Annotated in this window: 24 protein-coding genes and 1 tRNA gene; 8 read left to right on the forward strand and 17 right to left on the reverse strand. The window is 42.4% G+C overall.

The features are described from left to right. Positions 1-8: 8 nt before the first annotated feature. Positions 9-779, reverse strand: coding sequence for a class I SAM-dependent methyltransferase (locus O9316_RS11225; RefSeq protein WP_298204785.1), 771 nt, complete (start codon positions 777-779; stop codon positions 9-11). Further along, the gene (map, locus tag O9316_RS11230; protein ID WP_298204767.1) at positions 779-1,597 is read right to left on the reverse strand and encodes a type I methionyl aminopeptidase; all 819 of its coding nucleotides are present in this window, start codon (positions 1,595-1,597) and stop codon (positions 779-781) included. The genes O9316_RS11225 and map overlap by 1 nt, the downstream gene beginning before the upstream one ends. A gap of 167 nt (positions 1,598-1,764) precedes the next feature. On the opposite strand from map, the gene O9316_RS11235 reads away from it, so the two are divergent. Next, on the forward strand, positions 1,765-3,039 hold the full coding sequence (locus O9316_RS11235) for an acetyl-CoA hydrolase/transferase C-terminal domain-containing protein (RefSeq protein WP_298204766.1): 1,275 nt from the start codon (positions 1,765-1,767) through the stop codon (positions 3,037-3,039). A 61-nt stretch (positions 3,040-3,100) separates the two neighbouring features. On the opposite strand, the gene O9316_RS11240 is transcribed toward O9316_RS11235, so the two are convergent. From O9316_RS11240 to O9316_RS11275, 8 genes are all read right to left on the reverse strand, one after another. Further along, positions 3,101-4,483 (reverse strand): TolC family protein, encoded by a 1,383-nt coding sequence (locus O9316_RS11240; RefSeq protein WP_298204765.1) that lies wholly within the window; start codon positions 4,481-4,483, stop codon positions 3,101-3,103. 138 nt (positions 4,484-4,621) lie between these two features. Continuing rightward, a complete protein-coding gene (locus O9316_RS11245) occupies positions 4,622-5,986 on the reverse strand; it encodes a biotin/lipoyl-binding protein (protein ID WP_298204764.1) in 1,365 nt (454 codons plus the stop codon). A gap of 4 nt (positions 5,987-5,990) precedes the next feature. Then, entirely contained in the window at positions 5,991-7,655 is a 1,665-nt protein-coding gene (locus O9316_RS11250) for an ATP-binding cassette domain-containing protein (RefSeq protein WP_298204763.1), read from the reverse strand. Between the two features lie 2 nt (positions 7,656-7,657). After that, positions 7,658-8,323 (reverse strand): TetR/AcrR family transcriptional regulator, encoded by a 666-nt coding sequence (locus tag O9316_RS11255; protein ID WP_298204762.1) that lies wholly within the window; start codon positions 8,321-8,323, stop codon positions 7,658-7,660. Between the two features lie 3 nt (positions 8,324-8,326). Beyond that, entirely contained in the window at positions 8,327-9,025 is a 699-nt protein-coding gene (locus O9316_RS11260) for a TerC family protein (RefSeq protein WP_298204761.1), read from the reverse strand. Between the two features lie 2 nt (positions 9,026-9,027). Then, complete coding sequence (locus tag O9316_RS11265) at positions 9,028-9,666, reverse strand: leucine-rich repeat domain-containing protein (protein ID WP_298204760.1); 639 nt, start codon at positions 9,664-9,666, stop codon at positions 9,028-9,030. Positions 9,667-9,786: 120 nt separating this feature from the next. Next, positions 9,787-11,304: a 2,3-bisphosphoglycerate-independent phosphoglycerate mutase gene (gpmI, locus tag O9316_RS11270; RefSeq protein WP_298204759.1), complete on the reverse strand. Its 1,518-nt coding sequence runs from the start codon at positions 11,302-11,304 to the stop codon at positions 9,787-9,789. 89 nt (positions 11,305-11,393) lie between these two features. Further along, a complete protein-coding gene (locus O9316_RS11275) occupies positions 11,394-13,904 on the reverse strand; it encodes a DUF5916 domain-containing protein (protein ID WP_298204758.1) in 2,511 nt (836 codons plus the stop codon). A 162-nt stretch (positions 13,905-14,066) separates the two neighbouring features. On the opposite strand from O9316_RS11275, the gene O9316_RS11280 reads away from it, so the two are divergent. Then, positions 14,067-14,759 (forward strand): murein L,D-transpeptidase catalytic domain family protein, encoded by a 693-nt coding sequence (locus O9316_RS11280; protein ID WP_298204757.1) that lies wholly within the window; start codon positions 14,067-14,069, stop codon positions 14,757-14,759. Here O9316_RS11280 and O9316_RS11285 read toward each other — a convergent pair. Both O9316_RS11285 and O9316_RS11290 read right to left on the reverse strand, forming a co-directional pair. Next, positions 14,730-16,418: a L,D-transpeptidase family protein gene (locus O9316_RS11285; RefSeq protein WP_298204756.1), complete on the reverse strand. Its 1,689-nt coding sequence runs from the start codon at positions 16,416-16,418 to the stop codon at positions 14,730-14,732. The two genes, O9316_RS11280 and O9316_RS11285, sit on opposite strands and share 30 nt — an antisense overlap. Beyond that, positions 16,415-16,879, reverse strand: coding sequence for a GNAT family N-acetyltransferase (locus tag O9316_RS11290; RefSeq protein ID WP_298204755.1), 465 nt, complete (start codon positions 16,877-16,879; stop codon positions 16,415-16,417). The genes O9316_RS11285 and O9316_RS11290 overlap by 4 nt, the downstream gene beginning before the upstream one ends. A 109-nt stretch (positions 16,880-16,988) precedes the next feature. Between O9316_RS11290 and O9316_RS11295 the strand changes: the two genes are divergently transcribed. After that, positions 16,989-17,064: transfer RNA gene (locus O9316_RS11295), tRNA-Gly, on the forward strand. A gap of 57 nt (positions 17,065-17,121) precedes the next feature. Here the strand turns inward: O9316_RS11295 and pepE are convergent. Further along, positions 17,122-17,829: a dipeptidase PepE gene (pepE, locus tag O9316_RS11300; protein WP_298204754.1), complete on the reverse strand. Its 708-nt coding sequence runs from the start codon at positions 17,827-17,829 to the stop codon at positions 17,122-17,124. A gap of 98 nt (positions 17,830-17,927) precedes the next feature. Here pepE and O9316_RS11305 point away from each other — a divergent pair, with 98 nt between their 5' ends. The 5 genes from O9316_RS11305 (at position 17,928) to O9316_RS11325 (ending at position 22,425) form a co-directional block, all read left to right on the forward strand. Next, the gene (locus tag O9316_RS11305) at positions 17,928-18,671 is read left to right on the forward strand and encodes a carboxypeptidase-like regulatory domain-containing protein (RefSeq protein ID WP_298204753.1); all 744 of its coding nucleotides are present in this window, start codon (positions 17,928-17,930) and stop codon (positions 18,669-18,671) included. Further along, entirely contained in the window at positions 18,664-19,161 is a 498-nt protein-coding gene (locus O9316_RS11310; RefSeq protein WP_298204752.1) for a DUF6702 family protein, read from the forward strand. Before O9316_RS11305 ends, O9316_RS11310 begins: the two co-directional genes overlap by 8 nt. Positions 19,162-19,223: 62 nt before the next feature. Continuing rightward, positions 19,224-21,470 carry a M1 family metallopeptidase gene (locus O9316_RS11315; RefSeq protein ID WP_298204751.1) on the forward strand — a complete coding sequence of 749 codons (2,247 nt, stop codon included), beginning with the start codon at positions 19,224-19,226 and terminating at the stop codon, positions 21,468-21,470. A gap of 38 nt (positions 21,471-21,508) precedes the next feature. Continuing rightward, positions 21,509-21,871, forward strand: coding sequence for a twin-arginine translocase TatA/TatE family subunit (locus O9316_RS11320; RefSeq protein WP_298204750.1), 363 nt, complete (start codon positions 21,509-21,511; stop codon positions 21,869-21,871). After that, positions 21,871-22,425 (forward strand): phosphatase PAP2 family protein, encoded by a 555-nt coding sequence (locus O9316_RS11325; RefSeq protein WP_298204749.1) that lies wholly within the window; start codon positions 21,871-21,873, stop codon positions 22,423-22,425. The genes O9316_RS11320 and O9316_RS11325 overlap by 1 nt, the downstream gene beginning before the upstream one ends. Here O9316_RS11325 and O9316_RS11330 read toward each other — a convergent pair whose 3' ends face one another. From O9316_RS11330 to O9316_RS11345, 4 genes are all read right to left on the reverse strand, one after another. Beyond that, on the reverse strand, positions 22,426-23,067 hold the full coding sequence (locus O9316_RS11330; protein ID WP_298204748.1) for an O-methyltransferase: 642 nt from the start codon (positions 23,065-23,067) through the stop codon (positions 22,426-22,428). Positions 23,068-23,157: 90 nt separating this feature from the next. Beyond that, complete coding sequence (locus O9316_RS11335; RefSeq protein ID WP_298204747.1) at positions 23,158-23,448, reverse strand: hypothetical protein; 291 nt, start codon at positions 23,446-23,448, stop codon at positions 23,158-23,160. 728 nt (positions 23,449-24,176) lie between these two features. Then, positions 24,177-24,503 (reverse strand): hypothetical protein, encoded by a 327-nt coding sequence (locus O9316_RS11340; RefSeq protein WP_298204746.1) that lies wholly within the window; start codon positions 24,501-24,503, stop codon positions 24,177-24,179. 41 nt (positions 24,504-24,544) lie between these two features. Continuing rightward, on the reverse strand, positions 24,545-25,177 hold the full coding sequence (locus O9316_RS11345; protein ID WP_298204745.1) for a T9SS type A sorting domain-containing protein: 633 nt from the start codon (positions 25,175-25,177) through the stop codon (positions 24,545-24,547). Between the last annotated feature and the right edge of the window lie 208 nt (positions 25,178-25,385).

The raw sequence follows: 25,385 nt of genomic DNA on the forward strand, positions 1-25,385 counted from the left end.
ATGCCAAATTATTTAAAACAAACAGGAATGATTTCTCCCGGCGCCAAACAATAGCGCTCAACTTCCTCAGGAGTTAGTTTTTGGGTATAATTTTCTTCTATAACGGTAAATCCGATGCGGCGTAATTGGTCAAAATAATCGCGACCATATACGCGCACATGGTCGTATTGACCAAATATTTTTGCCCGCTCTTTGGGGTCTGTGATGCTATCATCCGTAAAAGTCACTGCCCGATTGAGATCTTGCGGAATCTGGAAAATCCCTATTCCTCCGGGTTTCAACACGCGATACAATTCTTGCATGGCTTTGGTGTCATCCGGGATATGTTCCAACACGTGGTTGCAAAAAATGATGTCATACGTATTGTCTTCAAAAGGTAAGTTGCAAATATCCGCTTTAATATCGGCTAGTGGCGACAGTAAGTCTGTGGTCGTGTAATGAATATTAGCTTGCATTTTAAAACGTTTGTAAAATTCCTGTTCAGGGGCAAAATGCAAAACATTCTTTTTTTCAGTAGCCGTAAAAAAATCGGTTTCCCGTTGCAAATACAGCCACAATAGACGGTGTCTTTCCAACGACAAGGTGCTCGGCGAAAGGACATTGTTGCGTTGCGACCCATAACCGTAGGGTAAAAACATGCTGAAGCTTTGCCCATCAATAGGGTCGGTAAAGCGATTTCCTTTCAATAAAAAAGCCAATACGGGGCGCACCACAATACTCAACCGAATTAATACGGGGCGCGGTAGGGTGTTGAGTATAAATTTGAATACTTTTTTTATCATACTACCAAAGGGGTTTTTCGGAATTCATCTTCCTCATGGCTCACAATACCTAAGGCTTGATACATATATTGGAAAGTAGATAGCAATTCGGGTTTTCCGTCGACCAAAGCCACATTGTGTTCGAAGTGTGCACTTGGTTTTCCATCGGCAGTCAAAATTGTCCATCCGTCTTTCAACTGCTTGATATTCTTGGTTCCCATATTGATCATTGGCTCAATAGCAACCACCATGCCTTCAACAAATAACTTCCCGCGACCGCGTTTGCCGTAATTCGGCATTTCGGGTTCTTCATGCATTTTCCGACCCAATCCGTGTCCTACCAACTCACGTACTACGCCATACCCATGACTCTCACAGTATTTTTGAATGGCATTTCCCACATCTTCCACACGATTGCCTATGCGAAATTCACGAATACCAACATACAAACTCTCCTTGGTTACTTGCAACAGTCTTTTTACTTCAGGAGCCACTTCGCCAATTTCAAAACTGTAGGCATGGTCGCCATAGAATCCATTTTTCAACACGCCACAGTCCACCGAAATCACATCGCCCTCTTCCAACGGTTTGTTGCTCGGAATACCGTGAACCACTTGGGCATTCGGACTCACACACAACGTATTTGGAAAACCATACATACCCAAAAATCCGGGCTCAGCTCCGTGATCGCGGATAAATTCTTCGGCAAGTTTGTCCAACTGTAAGGTCGTCACACCGGGACGAATGACTTTGGCTATTTCCCCTAAGGTTTTGGAAACCAGCAACGCACTTTCGCGCATGATTTCGATTTCTTCACGGGTTTTGGGTTGAATCATAACTAAAAAATGAGACCGCAAAAGTAGGTATTTTTTTTGGAAAAATGACAGCAGCGACCCCTCTCCTCCCGATGGGTTGTGCGGGGTAACTTTTCAGAAATTGAAATGAGAAATGTCATGTTTTTTCGCAATAAAGCACCCTACCTTTGACAATAAATAAATTAGGTATGCGTAAATATGTTACGGCTGCAGAAGCGGTCAAAGTTGTTAAATCAGGCGATCGCGTGTATTTGCAAGCGGCCGCGGCAGCACCAACCGAATTGGCCAATGCGTTAACCGATCGGGCTTCGGAGTTGCGCAATGTTGAAATCTGTCATTTGCACACCGAAGGTGAAGCGCGTTATGCGCATCCCGATCTGGCGGAGAGTTTTCATGTGAATTCCTTTTTTATCGGCGCCAATGTTCGACACACACTCAAAGCCGGAAATGGATCTTATACCCCTGTGTTTTTGAGTGAGTTACCCCTTCTGTTTCGAAAAAATGTGCTGCCTTTGGATGTCGCTTTTATCCATGTTTCTCCGCCCGACATGCATGGATATTGTTCGCTCGGCGTATCGGTTGAAGCTACGGTGGCAGCTATCGAAAACGCCAAAATAGTCATTGCGCAAGTCAACGCTCAAATGCCGCGTACCTTTGGCGATGGTATTATTCACGTTTCAGAGATTGATTATCTGGTTGAAGTCGATATTCCTATTTATGCGCATGAGGTAGATGCACCTTCTCCCGAGGAAGAAAAGATTGGATCCTATATCGCGTCTTTGATTGAAGATCGAAGCACGTTGCAAATGGGAATTGGTTCGATTCCCAATGCCGCTTTAAAACAACTGACACATCATAAAGATTTAGGACTACATACCGAAATGTTTTCTGATGGCGTGATAGATTTGATTGAAAAAGAAGTGATTACATGTAAATATAAAGGAACCCTTCGCGGGCGGGTTTTGGCTACTTTTTTAATCGGTTCCCAACGCTTGTACGATTTTGTACACGACAATCCATTTATTGAAATGAAGGAATCTTCGATGGTCAATGATACGGCGCGCATTCGCAAGAATCCCAATATGGTCGCCATCAATTCGGCCATTGAAGTCGATGTAACGGGTCAAGTTTGTGCCGACTCTATCGGAGCGCGCATGTATTCGGGTGTAGGGGGGCAAATGGACTTTATTCGAGGCGCTTCGTTAAGTCCGGGAGGAAAAGCGATTATTGCACTTCCCTCAATTACCAAACGCGGCGAAAGTCGTATCGTACCATTCCTCAAACAAGGCGCTGGCGTAGTGACCACAAGGGCGCACATTCATTATGTAATTACCGAATATGGCATTGCGGACTTGTATGGTAAAACATTAAAACAACGTGCCGATGCTTTAGTTCGTATTGCCCATCCCACGCATCAAGAGGCCATCGAGCGAGGCTATTACGAAATGGTTCAACATAGTTAAAAAAAGAAAACGCCTTTTGGGGCGTTTTTTTAGATATTTTAAAAGTCATTATTCCAATAATTTACTCGGGTTGCGCCATGATACGGAAAAGTTCGGCATTGGAGATTAGGTAACGGTTGTTCAATGCAATCGCCGATAACTGGGCCGTTACCAAATTGTTTTCGCGCGAATTCAATAAGAAAATAGAACTTTCCCCAAACGAAAATAAGCGTTCTTCCGACTGCAACATGACTTGGTAGTCATTGACCAATTGATTTGTCAACAATCCTTGTTCGAGCAGTGAATTCAATTCGGTTTGTTGCGCTTTGACCTTGTTCCCCAATTGAACGCGTTCCAGATTGAGGTCAAATTGTGCGTCTTGCACTTTAAACTTAGCCAATTTTAAACTACCCCGTTCTTTTCGCAAAAATAGCGGGAAGGAAAAGTTGACGCCAATTTTATAATTCTCAAAATCCCGATTGTTCCAGGCACTCGGTTCCGAAAGGTAATGATACCCCACATTGGCTTTGGGCAAAAGCATATTGGCCTTCAACTTTCGGTCGATTTCGAGCAGATTGACTTTGCTTTCCAAGGCGGTGATTTTGGGGTGGTTGTTCAAACTAATATCACCAGCCATCAAAGCGTTGGTGCGCAAGGTTTCCTGGATCGTTTTTTCCAGTTCGGGTTCGGGGATCATGGTGTCTTGTAACTCCATGGGAATGTTGTTCTCCAACCAAAGGAAGTTGGACAACTCCAATTTGGCTTTCATTAATTTCAACTGGGATTCCGTGAGACTCAATTTGCGGTTGCGGACAATAATTCCCGCTTCTACACTGTCAATTGCGGGTTTGTCACCGTTGCGAATCAAACCGCTTATCCCTTTGAATCGGATCTCTGCATTAGTCAAATAAGTCTTATACAATTGTACCTCGTCGTACGTTCGTTTCCAGTTGAAATACGCTACCGAAGCGTCATAAAGGACTTGAACGGCTTCCAATTGACGTTCGGCGTTACCCAAGTTGATTTGGATTTTTGCTTTACGCAAATCGGCCATTCGTTGGTTTATCCAAAGTCCTTGCCCGAGCGGAACCGTGACACCGAAAGAGGTCAGTCCTTGATTGGGCAACGTATTTTCGGGGTTGACAAAAATCCCTTCGCTATTGTCAAAACCGGCTTTGACCTCGATACCGTACCAGGTTGGAATTTTAAAACTGCTATTCAACAACGAGAAGTATTCCTTTCCCTTAAATTGTTTGGAGTCGAAGTCCACTTCAATTTTAGGGTCAAAGGCTCCTCGTGCCATCATCAAATTAGCTTGGGCATTGCTGATGTTTAAATCGGCGCTCTTTACCCGTGGATGAAATTTTTTCACATATCCCAAAAACTCGTTGTAGGTGAGAATGTTTGACTCTACATTCTGACCCCAAACGGGTATTGTGATGAGGAAGAAAAGTATTTTTTTCATATGTTTCAAGTAGGCCTGAAGCCTGAATTTTTTAACCCTGATTGCCGTGAAAATCCCGTGGCCGTTGCCAAACGGCTGCGGATTGTAACAGAAAGCAGGAACTACGATGGCAGGGAAGCCCAAGCCATTCGTTCCGCATTATTTTCCTTTACCATCGGTTTTGGATTCCCCTTTGTTACCGCCTTTGGGTTGGTAATAGTTGGGTGGGAATCCGTTGAGTGTTCGCCAGATTTCATACCAAACCGGCACATTGTTTAACAAGGCCAAGGTTTGGGCTCCTGAACCAATGCTGATTTGTTTTGGCCATGCTTGATCTTCGGGATCGGGGGCAATCAATACGCGGAATTTACCATTACTGCTGATAAAATTCTCCACGGCCACAATGCGACCTCCAAAGGTTCCATACGACATATTTGGCCATCCCGAAAAGATGATGGTGGGCCATCCGTCAAACCAAATTCGTACGCTTTCTCCTTTGTGAATCAACGGAATATCGTTGGGACTCACGTAGGTTTCTACTGCAATGTCGTATTTAGCCGGCATGATGCTCACAATTTCGGTTCCTTCTTTGATGGTTTCTCCAAGACCCGATTTTAAGGCGCGGTTTACATAGCCATTTTGCGGCGCGGTGATGTAATACAATCCGTTACGAATGCGGTAATTGGTGTATTGGTTTTTGAGTTTGTTCACCTGGGCCTCGGTATCAAACTGGTTACTCATTGCGGTAAAGCGATCGCTGCGTGCTTTGGAGGCTTTTTCGGCATATTCGGCACCGATACGATTGATTTCGACACGGGTATTGATTAACTCGTTTTTACTTGCTAAAAATTTGTTCTCTTGGGTAATGATTTTAGCTTCTACTTCTTGCAATTTCAAGCGTTTCTCTTCTACATCGGTCAACGGTTTTAACCCTTCTTTGTTTAAGGTCACCGCCCGGTTGAATTGGGTGTTGGCAATTTTGAGTTGGGTTTTCACCGCTTCCAAGTCCATACTGTCGCTTTGAACTTTGAGCAGCGCTTGACGAATTTTGTTTTGCGCTTGTTGCAACTTCAAGTTCCGTTCACTTTCGATGGCTTGAATTTGGGTTCCCAACGTAACCACTTTATCGCCGTAGGATTCTCCAGCCATGGCTTTGGCTTCCATTTGACTCTTGGTATTGTCCACCAATTCGGGGTCAAAGTAATCTTCTTTGATCTCGGAAATAAACAAAATAGTATCGCCTTTTTTCACGTAGTCACCTTCCTTGACAAACCATTTTTCAATACGGCCTGCGATGGCATTGTGTACTGTTTGGGGACGTTGATCGGGTTTGAGCGTAGTGACCGATCCTGTTCCGCCAATGTTTTGCGTCCATGGCAAAAACAAAATGATGACGATGATAATCGATACCCAAAGGATGATACGATTGAGTATTTTGTAATGGGGACGGTCGGCAAGATTTTTAACCGTGCTGTATTGCTCAATTTTTTCGGTAATCGGATTTTTGTCGGATAGATTAAGCATGGGGTTATTGCGTTATATCGTTACTAATTTTACCTTCAGTGATTTGGATAATGCGTTTGCATTTTTGTTTCCAATACGGATTTTTAGAGGTCACAATTAAGGTCCAAGGATGCTTCGAATCGGTTAAGAAATCAATGATTTTTATCGCAGCATCGTCATCCATTTTATCTAAAGGATCTTCGTAAAATAAAATCTTCGGTTGGGTTACAATACTGCGTGCCAACAAGATTTTTTGCGCATTGGACGAAGACAATTGACGGCCTTCCGGATAAATCATGGTGTCTAAACCTTCGGGAAGTGATTTGATGTAGCTCCCTAGACCAACACTGTCGATGGCCCATTTGACTTGTTCGTCGGAAACGTGCGTGTTTTTAAATGTGATGTTTTCTAAAATCGTTCCTTCAAAAGGGGTTTCATCGTGCAAAATGGTGCCAATATGCAAACGGAATTGGTTGATATCGACTTTGCGGTAGGTGTCGTCGTTGATTGAAAATGAGCCCGTAGTAGGTTGCATCAAACCTGAAAGAATGCGGATAAGAGTTGATTTCCCAGAGCCGTTTCGTCCGTCCAAATATATCTTTTCGCCAGGATTGATGGTCAAGTTAATGTTGGACAGCACGGGGTCGGATTCACCTGGGAATTTAAAACACAAATGATCGGTAACGATTTGAATGTTGGTATAACAAAATTCGGGTTCTTTGGTTTCCATTTTCTCGGTATCCAATTCGACCACGTGCGCAATTTTTTCTACCGAAGTCAACACATCGTAAAAAGTTTCCAAGCCCAAAATCACTTTCTCGACCGAATTGATGACCAAAAGAATGATAATCTCGGCAGCGACAAACTGTCCAATATTCATTTCTCTACTGATTACTAAGAATCCCCCGATAATCAACAACGAAGCGGTGATTAAGATTTTGAAACCAATCAATTGAATGTATTGGCGTTTGATAACGTTGAAATGTTTTTCGCGGTTGACCAAATACTCTTTAACCAAATGATCGTTTTTGTCGAGTGCAAAATCAAAATTCTCCCTGCGACGGAAACTGATACTGTTGCGCGCAATTTCTTGCAACCACCCTACGACTTTATACTTGTATTTAGACTCTTTTAAACTGGTATCGAGTCCTTTGTGGTAGGAAAAACGGAAAATGGCATACAACATAAACAGCAACAACAACCCAAACAAGATAAAAAACGGGTGGTACAACGAGAGGAGAATAATTCCAAAGATGATTTGCAATAAAGCGGAAGAAAAATCAATCAATAATTTGGAGGTTCCCTTTTGAATGGTGAGCGTGTCAAAAAAACGGTTGGCCAATTCGGGAGGGTAGGTGTTGTACAGTGCTTCAAATTTGATTTTCGGCAATCGGTAACTAAATTCAAACGAGGAACGGATGAAAATTTTCTGTTGTAAGTTTTCTGTAATTCGCAATTGCATGACGGATAAAACGCCACCCAAGGCGACACCAAAAACAACAATGACCACCAAAAGTATCCATGAAGCACTTACTTGCCCCGACTGGATTAAGTTGATAATGGCTTGTATACCAAGCGGAAGCGACAAGCTCACCAGTCCGGCAAAAACCGCATACAAGATGATTTGGGTCACATCTTTTCGGTCAACTTTTAATAAGCCGGTGAGGCGTTGAAGAGGGGTGGATTTCATAGTTATTTTAAAATTTGTTCCATTAGATTTTTATAAAAAACAGCAGGTGATTGGGTGTCGTTGCAATCGGTAATCGTTTTTAAATGGTCTTTCAAAAAATGCTGGTGCAATGAACCTTCAATAATTGATGAAGCCAGACTTTTGGCAAACGGATAATCGGGTTTGGCTTCCAAAATCAAATTGACCAACCGGTTGATGACACGCTTGTATACCATAAAAAAGCCTTCTCGATTTTCGCGGTCGACTTCTTTAGTCAATATCGTTTTGGTAAATTCCAAAATGATAATGTTGTTCAGCAATGCTTCGTTGATATGCAATGTAGCCGAGTCGTCGATAACTTTCTCGGTCAATATCTCGATGCCTTTCAACAACTTTGTTTTGGGGTCGGGAATATTGTTGGTTTCCAAAACCAATCGGTATTCCATCCATCCCCAATACCAGGAGGAAAGGTACAATAATAATTTGTGTTTGTTTTCAAAATAGCGGTATAACGAACTTTCATTCGAACCAATGCGTTCCCCCAGTTTTTTAAACGTAAAGGCATCAAAGCCGATTTCGTCAATCAAGAGGATGCTGTGCTGGATAATCTTACGGCCCAATTCGGATGATTCCGGATTTTTAACGTAAAGTTTATCGTTGACAGCAATAATGATCTGGTTTAAAATCATGGTTTAGTCTTTTTTTTGCGGAATCGTTTTCATCTGAATCACATCGACCAAAAAGGCAAAAGCCATCGAGAAATAAATGTATCCTTTTGGAATTTCAAAGTGTAACCCTTCAGCAATCAAGGAAACTCCAATCATCATCAAAAAGCATAAGGCCAATACTTTAAATGATGGATGTTTGCTGATAAATTCACTGATCGGTTTAGAGGCAAACAACATAATGACTACCGTAATGATTACCGCGGTATACATGATCCAAATTTCATTCACCATCCCCACTGCTGTAATGATTGAGTCGATCGAAAAAACCAAATCCAAAAGAATAACTTCGCCCAATAAACGGCTAAAAGTAGCTTTTTTGGGAGCGCTCAACGCATCAGGATTGGCGGCTTCGGTTTTGTGGTAAATTTCTTTGGTACTTTTATAAATCAAAAAGAGTCCTCCCAACAATAAAATAATGCCTTTCCCCGAAAAAGGAATGTCGGCTAGGGTAAAGAGGGTCGCATCCAATTTCATGATCCACGCAATAACGGTCAACAGTGCCAAGCGCATGATCATGGCCAATCCCAGCCCCCAAAAACGTAACTTTTTACGTTCTTGTTCAGGCAAACGGTCGGCCAATATGGAAATGAAAATAACGTTGTCAAGACCCAAAATTACTTCAAGGGTCACTAAAGAAAGTAAGGCAATAATAGCGTCAGTCATAATTACAATTGAATTTTAAAACCAAAATTTAAGTTACGGGTATCAATTACATCGGGTTGTAATCTATTGTTACGCATCTCAAGGTATTGTAAATGCGGTAGTCCTTCCAATTGGCGCGGAATCTCTGGTAATTTATTATTGTTAAGATAAAGGGATTCCAATTGTTTTAGAGCGTATAACTCTTTGGGCAATTGTTCGAGGCCGTCATTGTCCAAATGCAACGACTTTAAGTTGGGCAACTTGGCCAATACTTTTAAAGTTTGTGGTAAGTCCAATGCCGTGTCGTTGTTCAGGTAAAGTTCTTCCAAGGTAGTAAGCTGCGCCATCGACTCGGGGATGGAACGAATGGGATTACCACTCAAGTTGAGCACTTTTAATTTTTTTAAACGGGTAATGCTCGTGGGAACTTCACGAAGATTGTCGTTTTGTAGTGATAACGATTCCAAGTTGGGAAACAACACGTCCCAATCGGTGGGTAAAATCCCTGTAAAGTTGTTTAAATCCAGTTGTTTTACAGCCAAAGCATTCTTTTTGGCTTCTTCCAAATTGGTGAAATAGCCGGGCAATGTTTGCTGAGCGGCTACTGGCATGCCCAAAAAAAGCATGCAACCGATGATTCCTAAAAGTAGTCCGCGTTTCATATCTAAGTATTTTACCGCAAAGATAATAGTAATACTTTCAATTGTGAAATTTTAACTTTTAATTATAAAAAAAAGGGGCTCCCGAATGAAAGCCCCTTTTACAGTATCAATTGCGTTGCATTACACCAATGAGCGACCGGTCATGGCTGCGGGTTGCGGAATGCCCATCAAGGCTAAAATGGTGGGCGCGATATCACCCAAAATTCCAGACTCGATGTGTTTACGATCGGGGTCGATTAAAATCAACGGGACGGGATTGGTGGTGTGGGCGGTGTTGGGGGAACCGTCGGGATTGATCATGGTTTCACAGTTTCCATGGTCGGCAATGAGCAAGGTGGTATACCCATGCGCTAGAGCTACGGGAATAATTTCGGAAACACATTGATCGACGGCTTCACAAGCTTTAATCGCCGCTTCCATGATTCCGGTGTGTCCCACCATATCGCCATTGGCAAAATTCAAACAAACAAAATCGGCCGATTCTTGAACCAATTCAGGAATCAAAGCATCTTTCAATTCAAACGCACTCATTTCAGGTTGTAAATCGTAAGTGGCCACTTTGGGCGAGTTGCGTAAAATGCGACTTTCCCCTTCAAAGGGAACTTCACGTCCGCCCGAAAAAAAGAAGGTCACGTGGGGATATTTTTCGGTTTCGGCAATGCGAATCTGTTTTTTTCCGGCTTTTTCAAGGACTTCCCCCAAGGTTTCGCTTAAGTTGTCTTTGTCGTAAATGACATGCACATTTACATAGGTATCGTCATAGTTCGTCATGGTAACGTAATACAAAGGCAATTTGTGCATACCAAACTCCGGAAAGTCTTTTTGCGACAAGGTTTCTGTCAATTCGCGTCCGCGATCGGTTCGGAAATTAAAGAAAATCACCACATCATCTTCCGCGATAACAGCCGTGGGCTCCCCATTGGCTTGCGTCACTACCAAAGGTTTGATGAATTCATCGGTTACGCCCTCGTCATAACTTTGCTGAATACGGGCAAGGAGGTCCTTGGTTTTTTCACCTTCGGCATGGACTAGTAAATCATAGGCCAATTTAACCCGTTCCCAACGCTTGTCTCGGTCCATGGCATAATACCGTCCGATAACAGTGGCAATTTTTGCGTTAGACTGTTGGGTGTAGGCAAGTAAATTAGCCAAGTCGGTTTGCGCCGATTTCGGATCAACATCGCGGCCATCCGTAAACGCATGAATGTACACGTGTTCTAAGTCGTAAGAAGCCGCCGCATCCAACAAACCGTATAAGTGAGATGTATGCGAGTGCACACCTCCATTGGAAACCAATCCTAAAAAATGGACTTTTTTTCCCTGCTTTTTGGCATATTCAAAAGCATTTATCAAGGGTTGCTCATGGCGTAAGGTTTGGTTTTGAACGGCTAAATTTATTTTTGCCAAATCTTGGTATACAATACGACCTGCACCGAGATTCATGTGGCCCACTTCGGAGTTGCCCATTTGTCCTTCTGGGAGTCCCACGTGCAACCCATCGGTGCGCAATTCAGCATGGGGGTAGCGGGTGTATAAACTTTGAATAAAGGGAACTTGGGCATTGTCGATAGCCGAAACTTTGGGGTCGGGTGACTTTCCCCAACCGTCCAATATCATGAGAATAACTTTTGAATTCATTGCAAAATAATTTAAGCAAAGGTACGGCAATTCGGTGGGCTGAATCAAGTCTCCACCCATAGAATATTCTCAAAAATAAAGGAGGAATTTTACTTTTTTCGTAATGAATTGTAGTCAACAAAATAGCGAACACTCACCGAAAGAATGTGGTCTAAGCTATCGGCACTCATAACACGCCCAAAATTACTGCGGGTGTCAATATTGAAATCTGCATTATTGAATAAAAAGGCATTATTGCGGTACAAGATGTTGATTTGACTTCCTGGCGCAAACCACCATGAGAAATTCAAGTCACAGTTCCAAGTGTTGAAATTCTGGTCGGCATCAAAGGCATCGGCTCCCAAATTGGTCAACGATCCGTCGGTATTCAAACTGTAATAGCGGTTATATAACGCATACGACCAGTAATAACGGGCAATAAGGTTGATGGTGATGTTATGATTGATCGAATACTTTCCAGTGATGGCCAAAGTGTGCGTAGTGACATCGCGGCGCCCCATGTAGATAGCACCCAAAATATCATTTTGTCCTGTATATCCAATATTGTTGTTTTGAAAACTATAACTGTAGTCCCACACCATCGAAAATTTATTGGAAAAACGATAGCGTGGCGCCAATTGCACATAATACGAACGACGTCCTTCTTCGTTGAGATAGGTGAACGAAGGATTAAAATCTATGGCAAACGGACGGTTGTAATTGGTCGAGATATACGCAAATACATTGAAGGTTTCAGGAAGCGTTAAAAATCGAGTGTCAAACTCGGTGCGCGCTTCATAAAAATCATACACTTTGATGGGGCGTGTGCTCATTCCAAACCCATAGTAATCGTTTTTCTTGTCAACAATATTGACATTATACCGTAAATTAAGTTGCTGTACCCGTCCTGTTCGGTTATCAAATTCAGAATATCCATTCACAAACAAACTAAAGGTGTTGAATCGTTTGGTAGGATTCAAGATACGGTAACTCGCATTGGCATACAACGAATGGTAATGCGTTTGAAAGTTGACGCCCAAATCATTAATATCAAAAAAGGTACTTACATATTGTCCGCCAACTCCGAAGCGATATTTACCACTAGTTTCCCCAAAGAACAAAGAGGTGTTATATCCCGTTAAATCGCGTGCTTCAGGACGTTTGATGGTGCTAATTTTATAATCGCCACTCAAATTGAAGGTGTTCTCACGGGTATTTAAGTCAAACAAAAGCGCCGTCACATTGGCATCCCGAAAATGACCCTCGCGGGTGACATTGGTATTGATCAAACTCACCGATGAATTCTTGCGAAAACGTTGATCCAACACCATTAAGTTGTAGTTGGTTAATGGTTCTACCAATTCCTTGCGCGTTTCCCCCGTAACGGTATTGCGAATATCCGAAAACATGCGTTGGGTTAAGGCATTTAGTATCCCTACGCCCAAACCTTTTTCAGTACGTCCTGAGACTTTCATGGCATTATACAAATTTACGGCTACAGGACGCTCTACAACTTCTTCGTTGGGACCCAAATTTTCTTGTAAAATGGGGGTTCCTCCAATACGTCGAGAGTAAAGCAAATCGCCTTTACTGAACATTTCAGTCCCCTCCGTAAAAAACGGACGGTTTTCATTGAACGTTTGTTCAAAGGGACCTAAATTGAGGACTACATTGTCAAATTTGGTTTGACCAAAATCTGGAATCAATATCGCATCCAAAGTAAAAGCATCGTTAATGCCGTATTTGACATCCATACCGCCTTTTAATTCACCATTGGTTTTTTGACGGTTATTGGTGTTGAGGTAAAATGACGAATAGGGAATGAAAAACAAACGCGTTGGGGTTTTGATGTTTTCAATGCCCTCCAAAATCCCAGCTTGATTGGCTTCGGTGCCAATTTTGTTGTCGATCAAGTTCCATGTATACTGAAAACGGATGGTTTTTACTTCGCGATAAAAGTTAATACCCCAAGTTTGTTTTGCATTGGGAGGGAATCGCAAGGCCGCATAGGGAATTTTAAATTCGGCTACCCAACCAAAATCGGTAATTTTTACATCACTTTCCCAAATGGCATCCCAAGAGAAATCCTCACCATTGGTGTCGGTATACACGCAATCTTGTTGTACCCCCGCAGCACTAACGAAAAAACGAAAATCTTGTTGACCGTCATTATACCCGTTTAAAATCACCCCAAAATGATCTGCTGTAGCAAAGTCATCGCGTATGGTTAACTCCCGTAAAATGGTTTCCGGTTGACTGTCATACAGGATCGCCCCTACATACAAAGCTTCATTGCTGTAGACTACTTTTACGACCGATTTACGGGTGGGTTCTTCCAACGTACCATTGTCAGGCTCAACCATCACAAAATCGGTAGCTACATCCGCAGTAGCCCATGCTTTTTCGTCGAGCACACCATCAATGGTAAACTTCTCATCCGAGAATTGGGTGCGCAACGTTTTCTTGGGAGCCTGTGCAAGGCCGTAAACCGAAAGCAATAAAAAGAGGAAAATATATCCGATTTTTGGCTTCATTAACAGTGGGTTGGTGTGCAAATATAACGATATTCCCGAATCGTAACGGGAAGTGCGAAGGTAATTGGAATTTAAATTACCTGCCATTTTTTGTATAAAAATCTTATTATTTTACATAAAAAACGCATTTCGTCGATGAAATAAGTATTTAATCGTCTTTTTTGTGCTATTTTTCTTGGTCATTCCAAACCAACTCCCTACATTTGAAATCCCAAATCGTATTACTTAACCTAAAAATTCGGATGCCTAATGCGTGGTCTTGTATTGGTTTTATCGCTGGTATTGGTTTCTTTTTCGACGGTGCCTACCCCAGAAATGATGCCTTCGTTTTCGCTCTCAGAAGCGCAATTTCATTTTCAAAAACTCACGACGCATTCAAGTTCGTATCCTTCTTGGACTTGTTTTGCTTACGCCGAACAAGGCTATCAAAAGTTAGTCGCTTCCGGGAAAATCAATAATCCCTACCTCACGGTCGTCGATTTTAGTTTGCCCTCCACCCAAAAGCGGTTGTGGGTAATCGATATGCAACAGCTTAAAGTGGTCCATCATACTTATGTTGCCCACGGTCGTCATTCCGGTTGGATCACTCCCACAGTATTTTCCAATACCCCAGAGTCGCAGCAAAGCAGTCTTGGGTTCTATCTCACAGGGAGTACTTATTTTGGGAAACACGGTTTGGCGCTCAAACTGAAAGGCATGGAGCCTGGATTTAATGACAAAGCTGCCGAACGCGCTATTGTGATGCATGGCGCTCCCTATGTTTCTGCGCAACACATTCAACGGCACCAACGCCTTGGCCGAAGTCAGGGATGTCCCGCCCTTTCACAACAGGATGCGCAAGTGATTATTCCTGCCATTCAAAACGGTTCGTGTCTGTTTATTTATGCTCCTCAAGCGACTTATTTAGAACAATCAACTTTTATAGCGCAGCAACGTATATAAATCAGCATCGAGACAGTAAATATCTTCTCTAAAGTGAAGTGTTCCGTTTTCCTCCCAAGCGGTCCAATACCATTGGTGTATTCGAATGTCTTCTTTGATTTTTAAAACAATGGTTTTTAATTCGGCTTTCGGCAGTTGGATCGGGGCTAGTTTTACCTTTGGGTTTTTGGCTTTCACGAGGGCTTGTTTTTTTTCTAAGGCTTTGATTTTAGCCTCCCGCAATTTTTGATAATGTTTGATATTGGTCGTGTCCTTTATCTTTTGTAACGGCCATTGTAAGGTGTCATTCAGTAAATGAGCAGCCATCTCCAGCGGGCGTTCTAAGCGCACACAACCCGAACTCAACGAACGAAACGAAAGCGAAAAATAATCCCGATGGTTGGTGTCGTGTAAATAGACGGTGAATCGGTTGGGGAAATTAATTTTCATCAGCCCTAGCGAGTTGTTGCGGCCGGGATTTTGGACATATCGGTATTTATAGGCATCCTCCAAGCGCCATAGTCTAGGATCGACTTCTTGGTTGTTTCGATCGATTAGTTGCAACCCTTTTCTTTTGAAAAAGGTAGGATTTTTTTGAGCCTCAGGGAAAATATCTTCCTTCAAAATGGTGGGTGGTACGGTCCAATTCGGATTCAAATTCAAGTTGGTAATCTTTGAGGAAAGTACAGGCGTTCGTCGACTGTCGCGGCCCACAACAACCCGTTGCCTTTGAACGGTATCGTTGGCTTTGACGGCAACCAAGGTGTAATCGGGAATGTTAATCAATAAATAGTGCGCGCCCAAATCTTTTGGATACCATCGCCAACGTTCCATATTCACTACAATCTGTTCGATACGCTGGTCTCGGGAGTAATTCAGGGCATCTATTGTTGCTCGTGCAATAATACCATCAGGACGTAAACCGTGTCTTTTTTGAAAACGGAGTACTGCGGCCCGGGTTTTGGCATCATAAGTCGTCGTAAGGAGCGTGTCTTTCTCAGGGAGGTCTCCCCAATACATCAATCGTTTTTTGATGATGGGCATGTATTTGCTCTTTTGTTGGGGTTTAATGACTTCCTTCAAATTGACCAATCCGATAAATTTATCGGGGTAGGTTTTCAGCAGTCGAAGCGCGCGTTTCAGCTTTTGATACACGGGATGTTTGGGATGACAGTTCGTCAGCAAAGCCGAAAGTTGATGGTTCTGCAATCCCTCATAAAGCATTTGTGCCACCGGCGTTGGCGTCCGCTTTACATCCCAATCCTCATAGAGCAAATCTGGATTGAGTTTTCCATCCGACGCATGGCGCAACCAACGTAAGGCACTGCGACTAAAGCGAATTTCAGTATCTATTTGCAACGAGTCGGTAAGGCTGTCAAACTGTGCATGTCGTTGCGCTAAAAGGGTATAATCGTAATCAGAAGCCCGTAGTCCTTCCCATTCGGCTTGCCCGAGGTGCAGCAGTAAGGTGTCGCGCAAAGCCGTGTTGCTCCACGCGGGGGTAAATTGGGTGCGGCGGTAAAAGTCTTTGAGCAACCCATTTTTCTCAAATAGTACATGGGTAGAATCAATCGTAGTGGGATGCATTTCAAAACAAGAAATCTCCTTCGGATGTTTCGTCATCCATCCGAACCAAAGCAATCCCGGGAGAACAATGCTCCAAAATCCTGCGTTTCTCATAGTGTTTTAACCATTCGCCAGTGGGGTCCAACCTCGGGAATTTCAAATTCGTTTCCTTCACACACATACCCAAGGCGTTCGTAAAACGGTACTGCCGCGGTTCGAGCATTGCACCAAATTCGTGCTACGCCGGCTGCTTTTTGTGCGCTTTCTAAGGCCGTCAATAGCCATTTTCCAATCGATTTTCCTTGGTGTTCGGGTAAAATAGCCATACCTCGCAATTGGGATTCTCGATCGCTAGGTGCATCGGGCCGGGGTAAAGCATATACTGATGCAACACCAATTAATAGCCCATTTTCCCAAGCGCCCCAATGTTGGGTAGTCGATTCGTCATCCCCTTGAAAATAACACGTAGCAACAGGTTTTCCTTGGCGCAAAACGGCGTGCCGTACCGGAATTACTTCAGCGGACGAAACAGGAGTGCAATGGAAATCAGCAGAAAAAGGCGATAAATTATTCATCCTAAAATCGTTAGCTTTCGCTCAATTGAGAGTCTAAATATCGGGCAAAAAAAATTTATAAAAAACTTGCACAGATAAAAACAATCGTCTTATATTTGCATCCACAAAAGCGGAAGTAGCTCAGTTGGTAGAGCTCCAGCCTTCCAAGCTGGTTGTCGCGAGTTCGAGCCTCGTCTTCCGCTCCAAAACAAAAACCTCTAGTTTTCTAGAGGTTTTTTTTATGTTCTAAAGAGCCTTTTTATTTAAAGTTCCACCGGCCATTCGGTGCCCGATTCCAATTCTACGGGGGGTTCCTGGGCCACAAACCATCGGGCAGTCAAGGGTCCCATCAACCGAATGCAATCGCCCTCCACTTCCAACCAACTTCCTTCGCGCAAACCTAACACCGGGATGTTGTTGTATGCATGAAATTCCTGTATTCGGGTTTCCCGCGTTTCACCCATATGCGTGCTGCTCGGATCGGGGTCCAAATAATGCGGATTCAAGTTAAACGGAATCACCCCCAACGTTTCAAACGATGGCGGATACACAATCGGCATATCATTGGTCGTTTGCATCGATAGGCCTGTAATATTGCTTCCTGCACTACACCCTAAATACGGTGTGCCTTGTGCTAGCGCCTTGCGCAAACTCGCCCACAAGTCCAAAGCATACAATTGCGAAACCAATTGAAAGGTATTGCCACCCCCGGTAAAAAGGGCCTCAGCCTCCAATACCGCTTGCTTTGGGTTGGCAAACGTATGTAACCCAACCACGGCAATGCCAATTTTGGCAAAAGCCTCTTGCACCTTGACCGTGTAGGCGTCGTGCGATAGGCCACCCGGACGGGCAAAAGGAATGAACACAAGGGTTTTGACGCCTTCAAAATGTGTCGATAAACGGGGGAGAAGGTAGTCTAAATAAGCCCCTCCATGTAACGTGGAAGTGCTTGCAATCACCATTTTTTTCATGAGTTAGCAGCATTTCGTGAACGGCAAAGGTAACAATTAACAAAAATTTAGACGCATAAGAGCACCGATGCCCTTTGAAATTTCGGTATTTTTACCCCATGCGATACGTCTGGATTGTATTTTTTTTCACGGCAACCTTGCTTCAAGCGCAACCCAAGCCCTTTCGGTTGGAAGGTATTGTGCTCTCGGAAATGCGCAATGAATTGTCCAACATCAATGTGACCAATATGGTGTCGCAAGTAACTGTCGTTACCGATGCCCAAGGAAAATTTAGCATTCCCGTACAACAGCAAGAGGCCTTAAAATTTAGTGCGGTAGGCTACGAAGATTTTTACCTGCGTATCGAACCCTTACACCAGCAACAAGGGCGCGTGATTGTCAAATTAAAGACCGCCGTTTATCAATTGGATGAGGTCAACATCATTCACCTGGACGCGCAAAAAATGGGGATTATCGATTACAAACCTAAAAAGTACACCCCCGCCGAACGCCGATTGGAAACCGCGGGACGCTTTAGCCCGTGGCAATTTTTATTAATTCCGCTGGGAGGAATGCCGCTTGACCCACTAATCAACGCCATTACAGGGCGAACCAAACGATTGGAAAAAGAACTTGAGGTTGAACGTCGGGAGTTTGCCCTTGAGGCCATGGAAGTCCAATTGGATTCGGTTTATTTTACGGATAAACTTCGCCTTCCCCCCGATCGAATTAAAGCGTTTCAATACTATGCTGTCGAAAATGCCGAAGTACGCGATTTGTTGAAAACAAATAATGTAACCCGTTTGCAATTCAAATTAGCACAATTGGTGGTCGAATTTTTAAAAACCAAAGAAAATGAGTAAACGCTTGCTTTTCGGATGCTTAGGGTTGTGGATACTGACCTCTGGATTTTCCGAGCACAAATTTTATGTAGCCATCTTTCAAGTAGATCACAATGCCCCCAAAAAACGCATGGAAATTACCGCACGCGTCTTTGCCGACGACCTAAATTCCGCCTTGGATAAAAAGTACAAAACGCGTCATTATCTCGCCTCCGACCAAGAAACGGAGGCGGATGTAGCCGATTTGAAAAAGTACTTTACCGCCCATTTGCGCCTCACCATAAGTCGACAACCCAAGGCCTTACAATTCAAAAGTAAAGACTTGGATGGCAATGTTGTCGTTTGCTATTTCGCCATTCCCGACGTCCCAAAAGCCACCCCCTTGGAAGTTGAGAATACGGTATTTACCGAGCTTTTTGAGGACCAACAAAACATGATGCATTTTCACTACAACGGGACCAAGCAAACGCTACTCCTCACAGCCGAAAACACCAAAGGAATGTTAAAATAATTCGCTCTATTGCAGTTAACCTCGTAAAAAAAAGTATTTTTAGGGCGCTAAAAAATATGGCCATGCGTAAATCACTACTTACCCTTTTCGGACTCGCCACTTGTATCACTTTTACGGCATGGGGCCAAGACAAACCCCAACCCGATCCGAATTACCGAAATCCTGATAAATTCAAACAGATGTACGATTTATTGGCGACACCCAATATGTACCGTACGGCTTCTGGGGCACCGGGTCCAGAATATTATCAGCAGCAAGCCGATTACAAAATTAAAGTCGAATTGGACGACCGTACTCAAAAAGTCTATGGTACGGAAACCATCACCTATACCAACAATGCGCGTGAGGCTCTTGACTACCTTTGGTTACAACTGGACCAAAATCAGCAGTCACGAACCTCCTTGTCTCCCTTACAAAATGGCGATCGAACCGAACCCGCTATGGGCGTGAAACAATTTTCTCGTAAATACTTGGAAGAGCGTTTCGATGGGGGATTCCGTATCGAATATGTCAACGACGCCAAAGGGAATCCGATGCCCTATACCATCAACCAAACAATGATGCGCGTGGAATTGCCCAAACCTTTAGCCAAGGGTGAAAAAGTGGAGCTTCACCTCAAATGGTGGTACAACGTAAACAACTATTTGCTCGACGGCGGGCGTTCAGGCTATGAGCATTTTGATGACGATGGAAATAATGTGTACATCATCGCTCAGTTTTACCCTCGTATGGCAGTGTACAATGATGTAGAGGGGTGGCAAAACCAGCAATTCTGGGGGTCGGGTGAGTTTACCTTGCCTTTTGGAAATTTTGACGTAGAAATTACCGTACCTGCCGATCATATTCTTGAAGCGACCGGTGATTTGCTCAACCGAAAAGAGGTATTTACCAAAGCCCAACTCGAGCGTTATGCCTTGGCCGAAAAAACATTTGATAAACCCGTAATTGTCGTCACGCAAGACGAAGCAATCGCAGCGGAGAAAGGGTTTTCTGAGGCAAAGAAAACATGGAAGTTTAAAGCATTAAACGTACGCGATTTTGCTTTTTCTACCTCCCGGAAATTCATTTACGACGCAATGGCGGTGCAATTGGCGGGTAAAACAGCCATGGCTATTTCCCTGTATCCCAAGGAAGGAAATCCGTTGTGGGGGGATTATTCCACACGCGTAGTGGCCCACACCTTAAAAAGTTATTCGGCCCACACCTTTGATTACCCATACCCCAAAGCCATTTCGGTGCATGCCCAAGACCAAGGGATGGAGTATCCAATGATCTGTTGGAACTGGGGGCGACCCGATCCCGACGGGAAGTATACCGATCGCGTGAAAAACGGAATGATTTCGGTTATCGTTCATGAGGTGGGGCACAACTATTTTCCGATGATTGTGAATTCAGATGAGCGCCAATGGACCTGGATGGACGAAGGGTTAAACTCGTTTATGGAATATATGGCCTTGATGGAATGGGACCCGAAGTTTCCTGCAACCCGAGGTCCTGCCAAAAATATTGTACCGTACATGAGTGGCGACCAAAAGAACCTCGAGCCGATCATGTCCAACTCCGAAAGCATCCGTCAATTTGGGAACAATGCCTATGGGAAACCCGCTTGTGGATTGAATATATTACGCGAAACCATTATGGGACGCGAGTTGTTTGATTATGCGTTTAAAGTGTATGCCAACCGTTGGAAATTCAAACACCCTACGCCAGAAGATTTTTTCCGTACGATGGAAGATGCTTCGGCGGTTGACTTGGATTGGTTTTGGCGCGGTTGGTTCTTTACGACCGATTACAATGATATCGGTATCAAAGAAGTGAAAAAATATTTTGTGAGTAACGAACCCTCTAAAGAAGTAGAGGAGTTTCTCAAAAACCGCCGTCGCCGCAATGCGCCTGTGGGTCCGATGGTCTATATGATCGAAGAAGGTTCGGCCGATTACAAACCCGAACTCAATAAACCTTTTGTGATTAAAGACTACCAAGCGTTAGATACCTATCTCAATGAACGTTTTACCGCCGAAGAGCGCGCAGCCTTAAAGTCGCCGAAGTATTTTTACCAAGTCACTTTTGACAAGCCCGGTGGATTGGTTATGCCGTTGTTGGTCGAACTTACGTTTGAAGACGGTACCACCGAAATGCACCGTTTCCCGGCACAAATTTGGCGTATGAACGACAAAGAGGTGAGCCGTACGTTTGCGACAACCAAAGCGATTACGAAGATTACGGTGGACCCTAAAGAAGAAACGGCCGACATCGACACCCAAAACAATGTGTGGCCAAAACAAGCGGAGAAATCCAAATTTGATTAAAGAACTTCGTACCTTTGGGTCGTTAAAAACACAGGACTATGTTTGGAATTGGGGGAGGAGAATTGCTCTTTATTATTTTCATCGCCTTGATGCTCTTCGGAACCGATAAGATTCCCGAATTTGCGCGCACGTTTGGGAAGTTTATGGCCAATTTGAAGAGTACAACCAATGAAATCAAATACGAGATTCAAAAAAGTGCGCAAACCGAAGACCTTACCAAGTCTATGAACACCTTGACCGACTCGTTTACCCGTGAAGTGGAGGAGGTGAAGGAAAGTGTGGCTCCCGGCGGAATCATTGATTTGAATGAAAATGCGTTGCTTGATGACCCTCTTAATCCTGTTAAAGCGATAGAGGAAGATATCGAATCACTCACGGGGCCGATAAAAAGAAAACGCTAATGCTAGCCCGATTAATTTCTTGGGACCAACAGCTGTTTGTTTGGCTGAACAACTTAGGGTCCAAACCCTTTGATCCCTATTGGTTGTTTTTGACCAAACAACTCCATTGGACGCCCTTTTTTATCCTGGTTTTTTATGTAGTGTACCGCAAATTGGGGCGGGTTTCTTTTTTGTATCTACTCCTATTTATGGCCGTGTTGTTGGTGGTGACCGACCAATCAGCCAATGCCTTTAAAAATTATTTTATGCGTTTGCGGCCCTGTAATGAGCCAGCACTCGAAGGGTTGATTCGCGTGGTCAAACACAGCCACTCTTTCAGTTTTTACTCGGGACATGCCACCAATTCGATGGCCACAACGGTAATGATTTTTGCGCTGTTGCGGCCCTATTACAAGTATGCCGCCTTGTTGTTCTTGTTTCCTTTGATTTTTGCCTACAGTCGCATTTATTTGGGTTTACATTACCCGGGGGATATTTTGACGGGGTACTTTTTTGGGGCAGTTTATGGCTACGGAACCTATCGGTTGTATCGCAAGTTCGTTTTAAAACACTAATTACAGCACCCGACTCACCGTCAAGCCATCGCGGATAGGAAGCAAGACTGTTTCCACACGCGGGTCGTTTTTCAACAACGCATTGTATTCCAAAAGGACCTTTGTACTCGTGTCGCGGGGGTCCAGTTCCTCTAGCACTTTGCCGCTCCACAACACATTATCCGACAAGATAATCCCACCCGGATTCATCATCGGTACAATAAGGTGGAAATAAGCAATATAGTTTTCTTTATCGGCGTCGATGAAGACCAAGTCAAATTTTTTATCCAACGTCGGAATTACTTCAAGGGCATCTCCTAAGTGCGCCGTGATTTGATTTTTCCAAGGTGAAAGGGCGAAATATTTTTGTTGAATACCCACCAATTCCTCTTTGATATCAATGGTGTCCAAAGTTCCTTCAGGTGCCAATCCTTCCGCCAAACACAAAGCGGCATACCCAGTATATGTTCCAATTTCGAGAATGTGTTTAGGGCGAATGATTTTTGACAGCATACTCAACACCCGGCCTTGGAAATGCCCACTGAGCATGCGCGGTTGCAATACCTTTTGGTGCGTTTCCCGAAAAAGTCGCACCAGCAATTCGGGTTCGTCTTGCGAATGTTGTTCAACATAATGCTCTAGATCTTCGGAGATGAAATGCATGCGGTAATTTTTTTGGCAAAAGTACGAATTTGAGGTGGAATTGGACGCGGCTTTTAGTAACCGTTATGGGAGATTGTACCTGCCGTTTATTTAATCATCGAAGTATTTACCAACTAGTTTATTTTTTTGATCAAAAACAAAAATATAATTTCCCCAACCCAAGCCATCTGAATATTTGAGCAATCGATTTCCGTCATAATTAAATTCAGAATCAGGAATTCCCCAGCTTGTTTTTATTTCAGATCTATTCGAATGGAGTCTTGTCGATTCAAATTTTTCATCCAATCTATTACTTTCAGAAATTTTATAAATCATAAATCCAACACCAATCAAAATTAGAAGAGATGCGAAAACGGTTAAATTTTTGAAGATAATATTCATGAATTTCATGATTATGTCGTGTGCTAATAATTTGTTTTTTTCTCAACCCGAAAGCGCAGACGTTCAATTCATTTAACTATATAACTTCAAAGTTTACTATCTTATTTTTGAATTGCATCAGACTTAATACTTCTTGCACGGATTGTAAACCTGGGCTATCGGGTTGCGGATTGTATTAAATTTAAGTGCTACTAGGCGAAGGTCCCGAAGTTTCGGGAGCACGGCAGCGTGGATTTTTTAGTTTAGGGAGTGGGGATAATTAGGGATACGAAGTCAGAAGACTTCGCAGAGCGGGTTATTACTGAACTATATTGATAAGCTAAAACTTTAAATTAATCACTTACACCGCAATCTTGCAAAACGGCTGTTACAAGAAGCCTTTTATTTGTCGGTTCTAATGATTACTTCCTTTGCATTTAGTTTTTTACGTTTCATTATTATATTTTTCAGAGTCTGTATTAAACTTTTACTATTCATTATTTAGTTTTGCAGGTTTAATATTAGGAGCTTCTGATACGTTAATAGGAATTGCAGGTTTGTTATTATTAATTTACTGGTTTAATAATAGGAATTGCAAGTTTGTTATTTAGTTTTTGCTATTAGTTATTATTGTTTTACCTTACGTTATTATGAATTTAAGATTAATTATTAGGATTTTACTATAGCTTATTGTTAATATTAGAAAAAATAAAACAAAAGGGCTGTAGTCCTTTTGTTTTATTTCTTTTTTATTTTGTTTCTTTGAATTGTAGTTTTACGATTGCGTTGTAATATGATTTTCCTGCATCGCCTAATGATTTTAAATAGGCTTTAATGTCTTTAATTAGTTGTATTACATTTGTTTCGTTGTTGTATAAAATATTGTTTCTGTTTGCTCTTGCAGTAATTAAAGCATTACCTGCTGAATTTACTGCTTGACTAAAAGAAACCAAGCTAGAATGTAAGGTTTGTAAACTTGCAATTTGTATTTCTGTTTCGTTTGGAGCATATTCTGGATGTGAAGCTAATTGAGTTGTATAGGTATCTAAATAAGCAATGCGGCTGTCATAAATCATTTGAGAGGTTGAAATACTGTCTGTTTCTGTGGTTTCAGGGTTTAATTTTTTACAAATCTTATTGTTTCACTGTTCGTTTCTGTTGAAAGTTTAACAAGGTATGTTGCTGATTGTAAATTAGAAATATCAATTTCATATTTGTCTTTATTTTCATTAATTGTTTTTATCAACCTTCCTTGTAAATCAAAAAATTCAATTTTTTGTATTTGTTTTTCAATAGTATCAATAAATAAAAAATCACTTGTTGGATTTGGATAAACTTTTATTTTACTATTAATTGTAGAAAAATTATTATTAGATAAAGTAACAAGATAATTAAACTCATTTAATGTACAAATTGTTGAACCTACAGCAATCCATGGGCTTACGTCTGTTACTGAACAAACTGATCTTACAAAAAAAGCATAACATCCATTGATTGGCGGAATATTTGTTAATACAAATGGATTAGTAGCTGCTGTAGCCCATACATTAGTAGGCAATGGTGAACCAACAATGAAATCAGGAACTACAGCTATTTCCCAAGTAGTTGCTGTACCATTTTCAACCCAAAACAATTCTGCTGTACTTAAAAGATTAATATTATCTATTAAATTAATATTTGAAGGAGCAGGACATTGTGAATTACCTTTAAAAAAGGTAGTCAAAATAAGTAAAGTTATAATTTTTTTCATAATGTTTATTTTTAAAAACTCTTTGTCAAAGTTACAACTTTGACAAAGAGTTTGGTTATGTTATTAATATTGGCTTTAGTCTAAATAATATATTTATTATATTTGCTTTATGAAAGACAGTATTTTATCCCAAATATCGGAATTAAATCAGGAAGATAAATCCCGATTATACAAAGTTATTGAAGGCTTTTTGTTTGATAATGAAGTT

It is taken from the genome of Flavobacterium sp. (assembly GCF_027533505.1).
Classification (GTDB): domain Bacteria; phylum Bacteroidota; class Bacteroidia; order Flavobacteriales; family Flavobacteriaceae; genus Flavobacterium.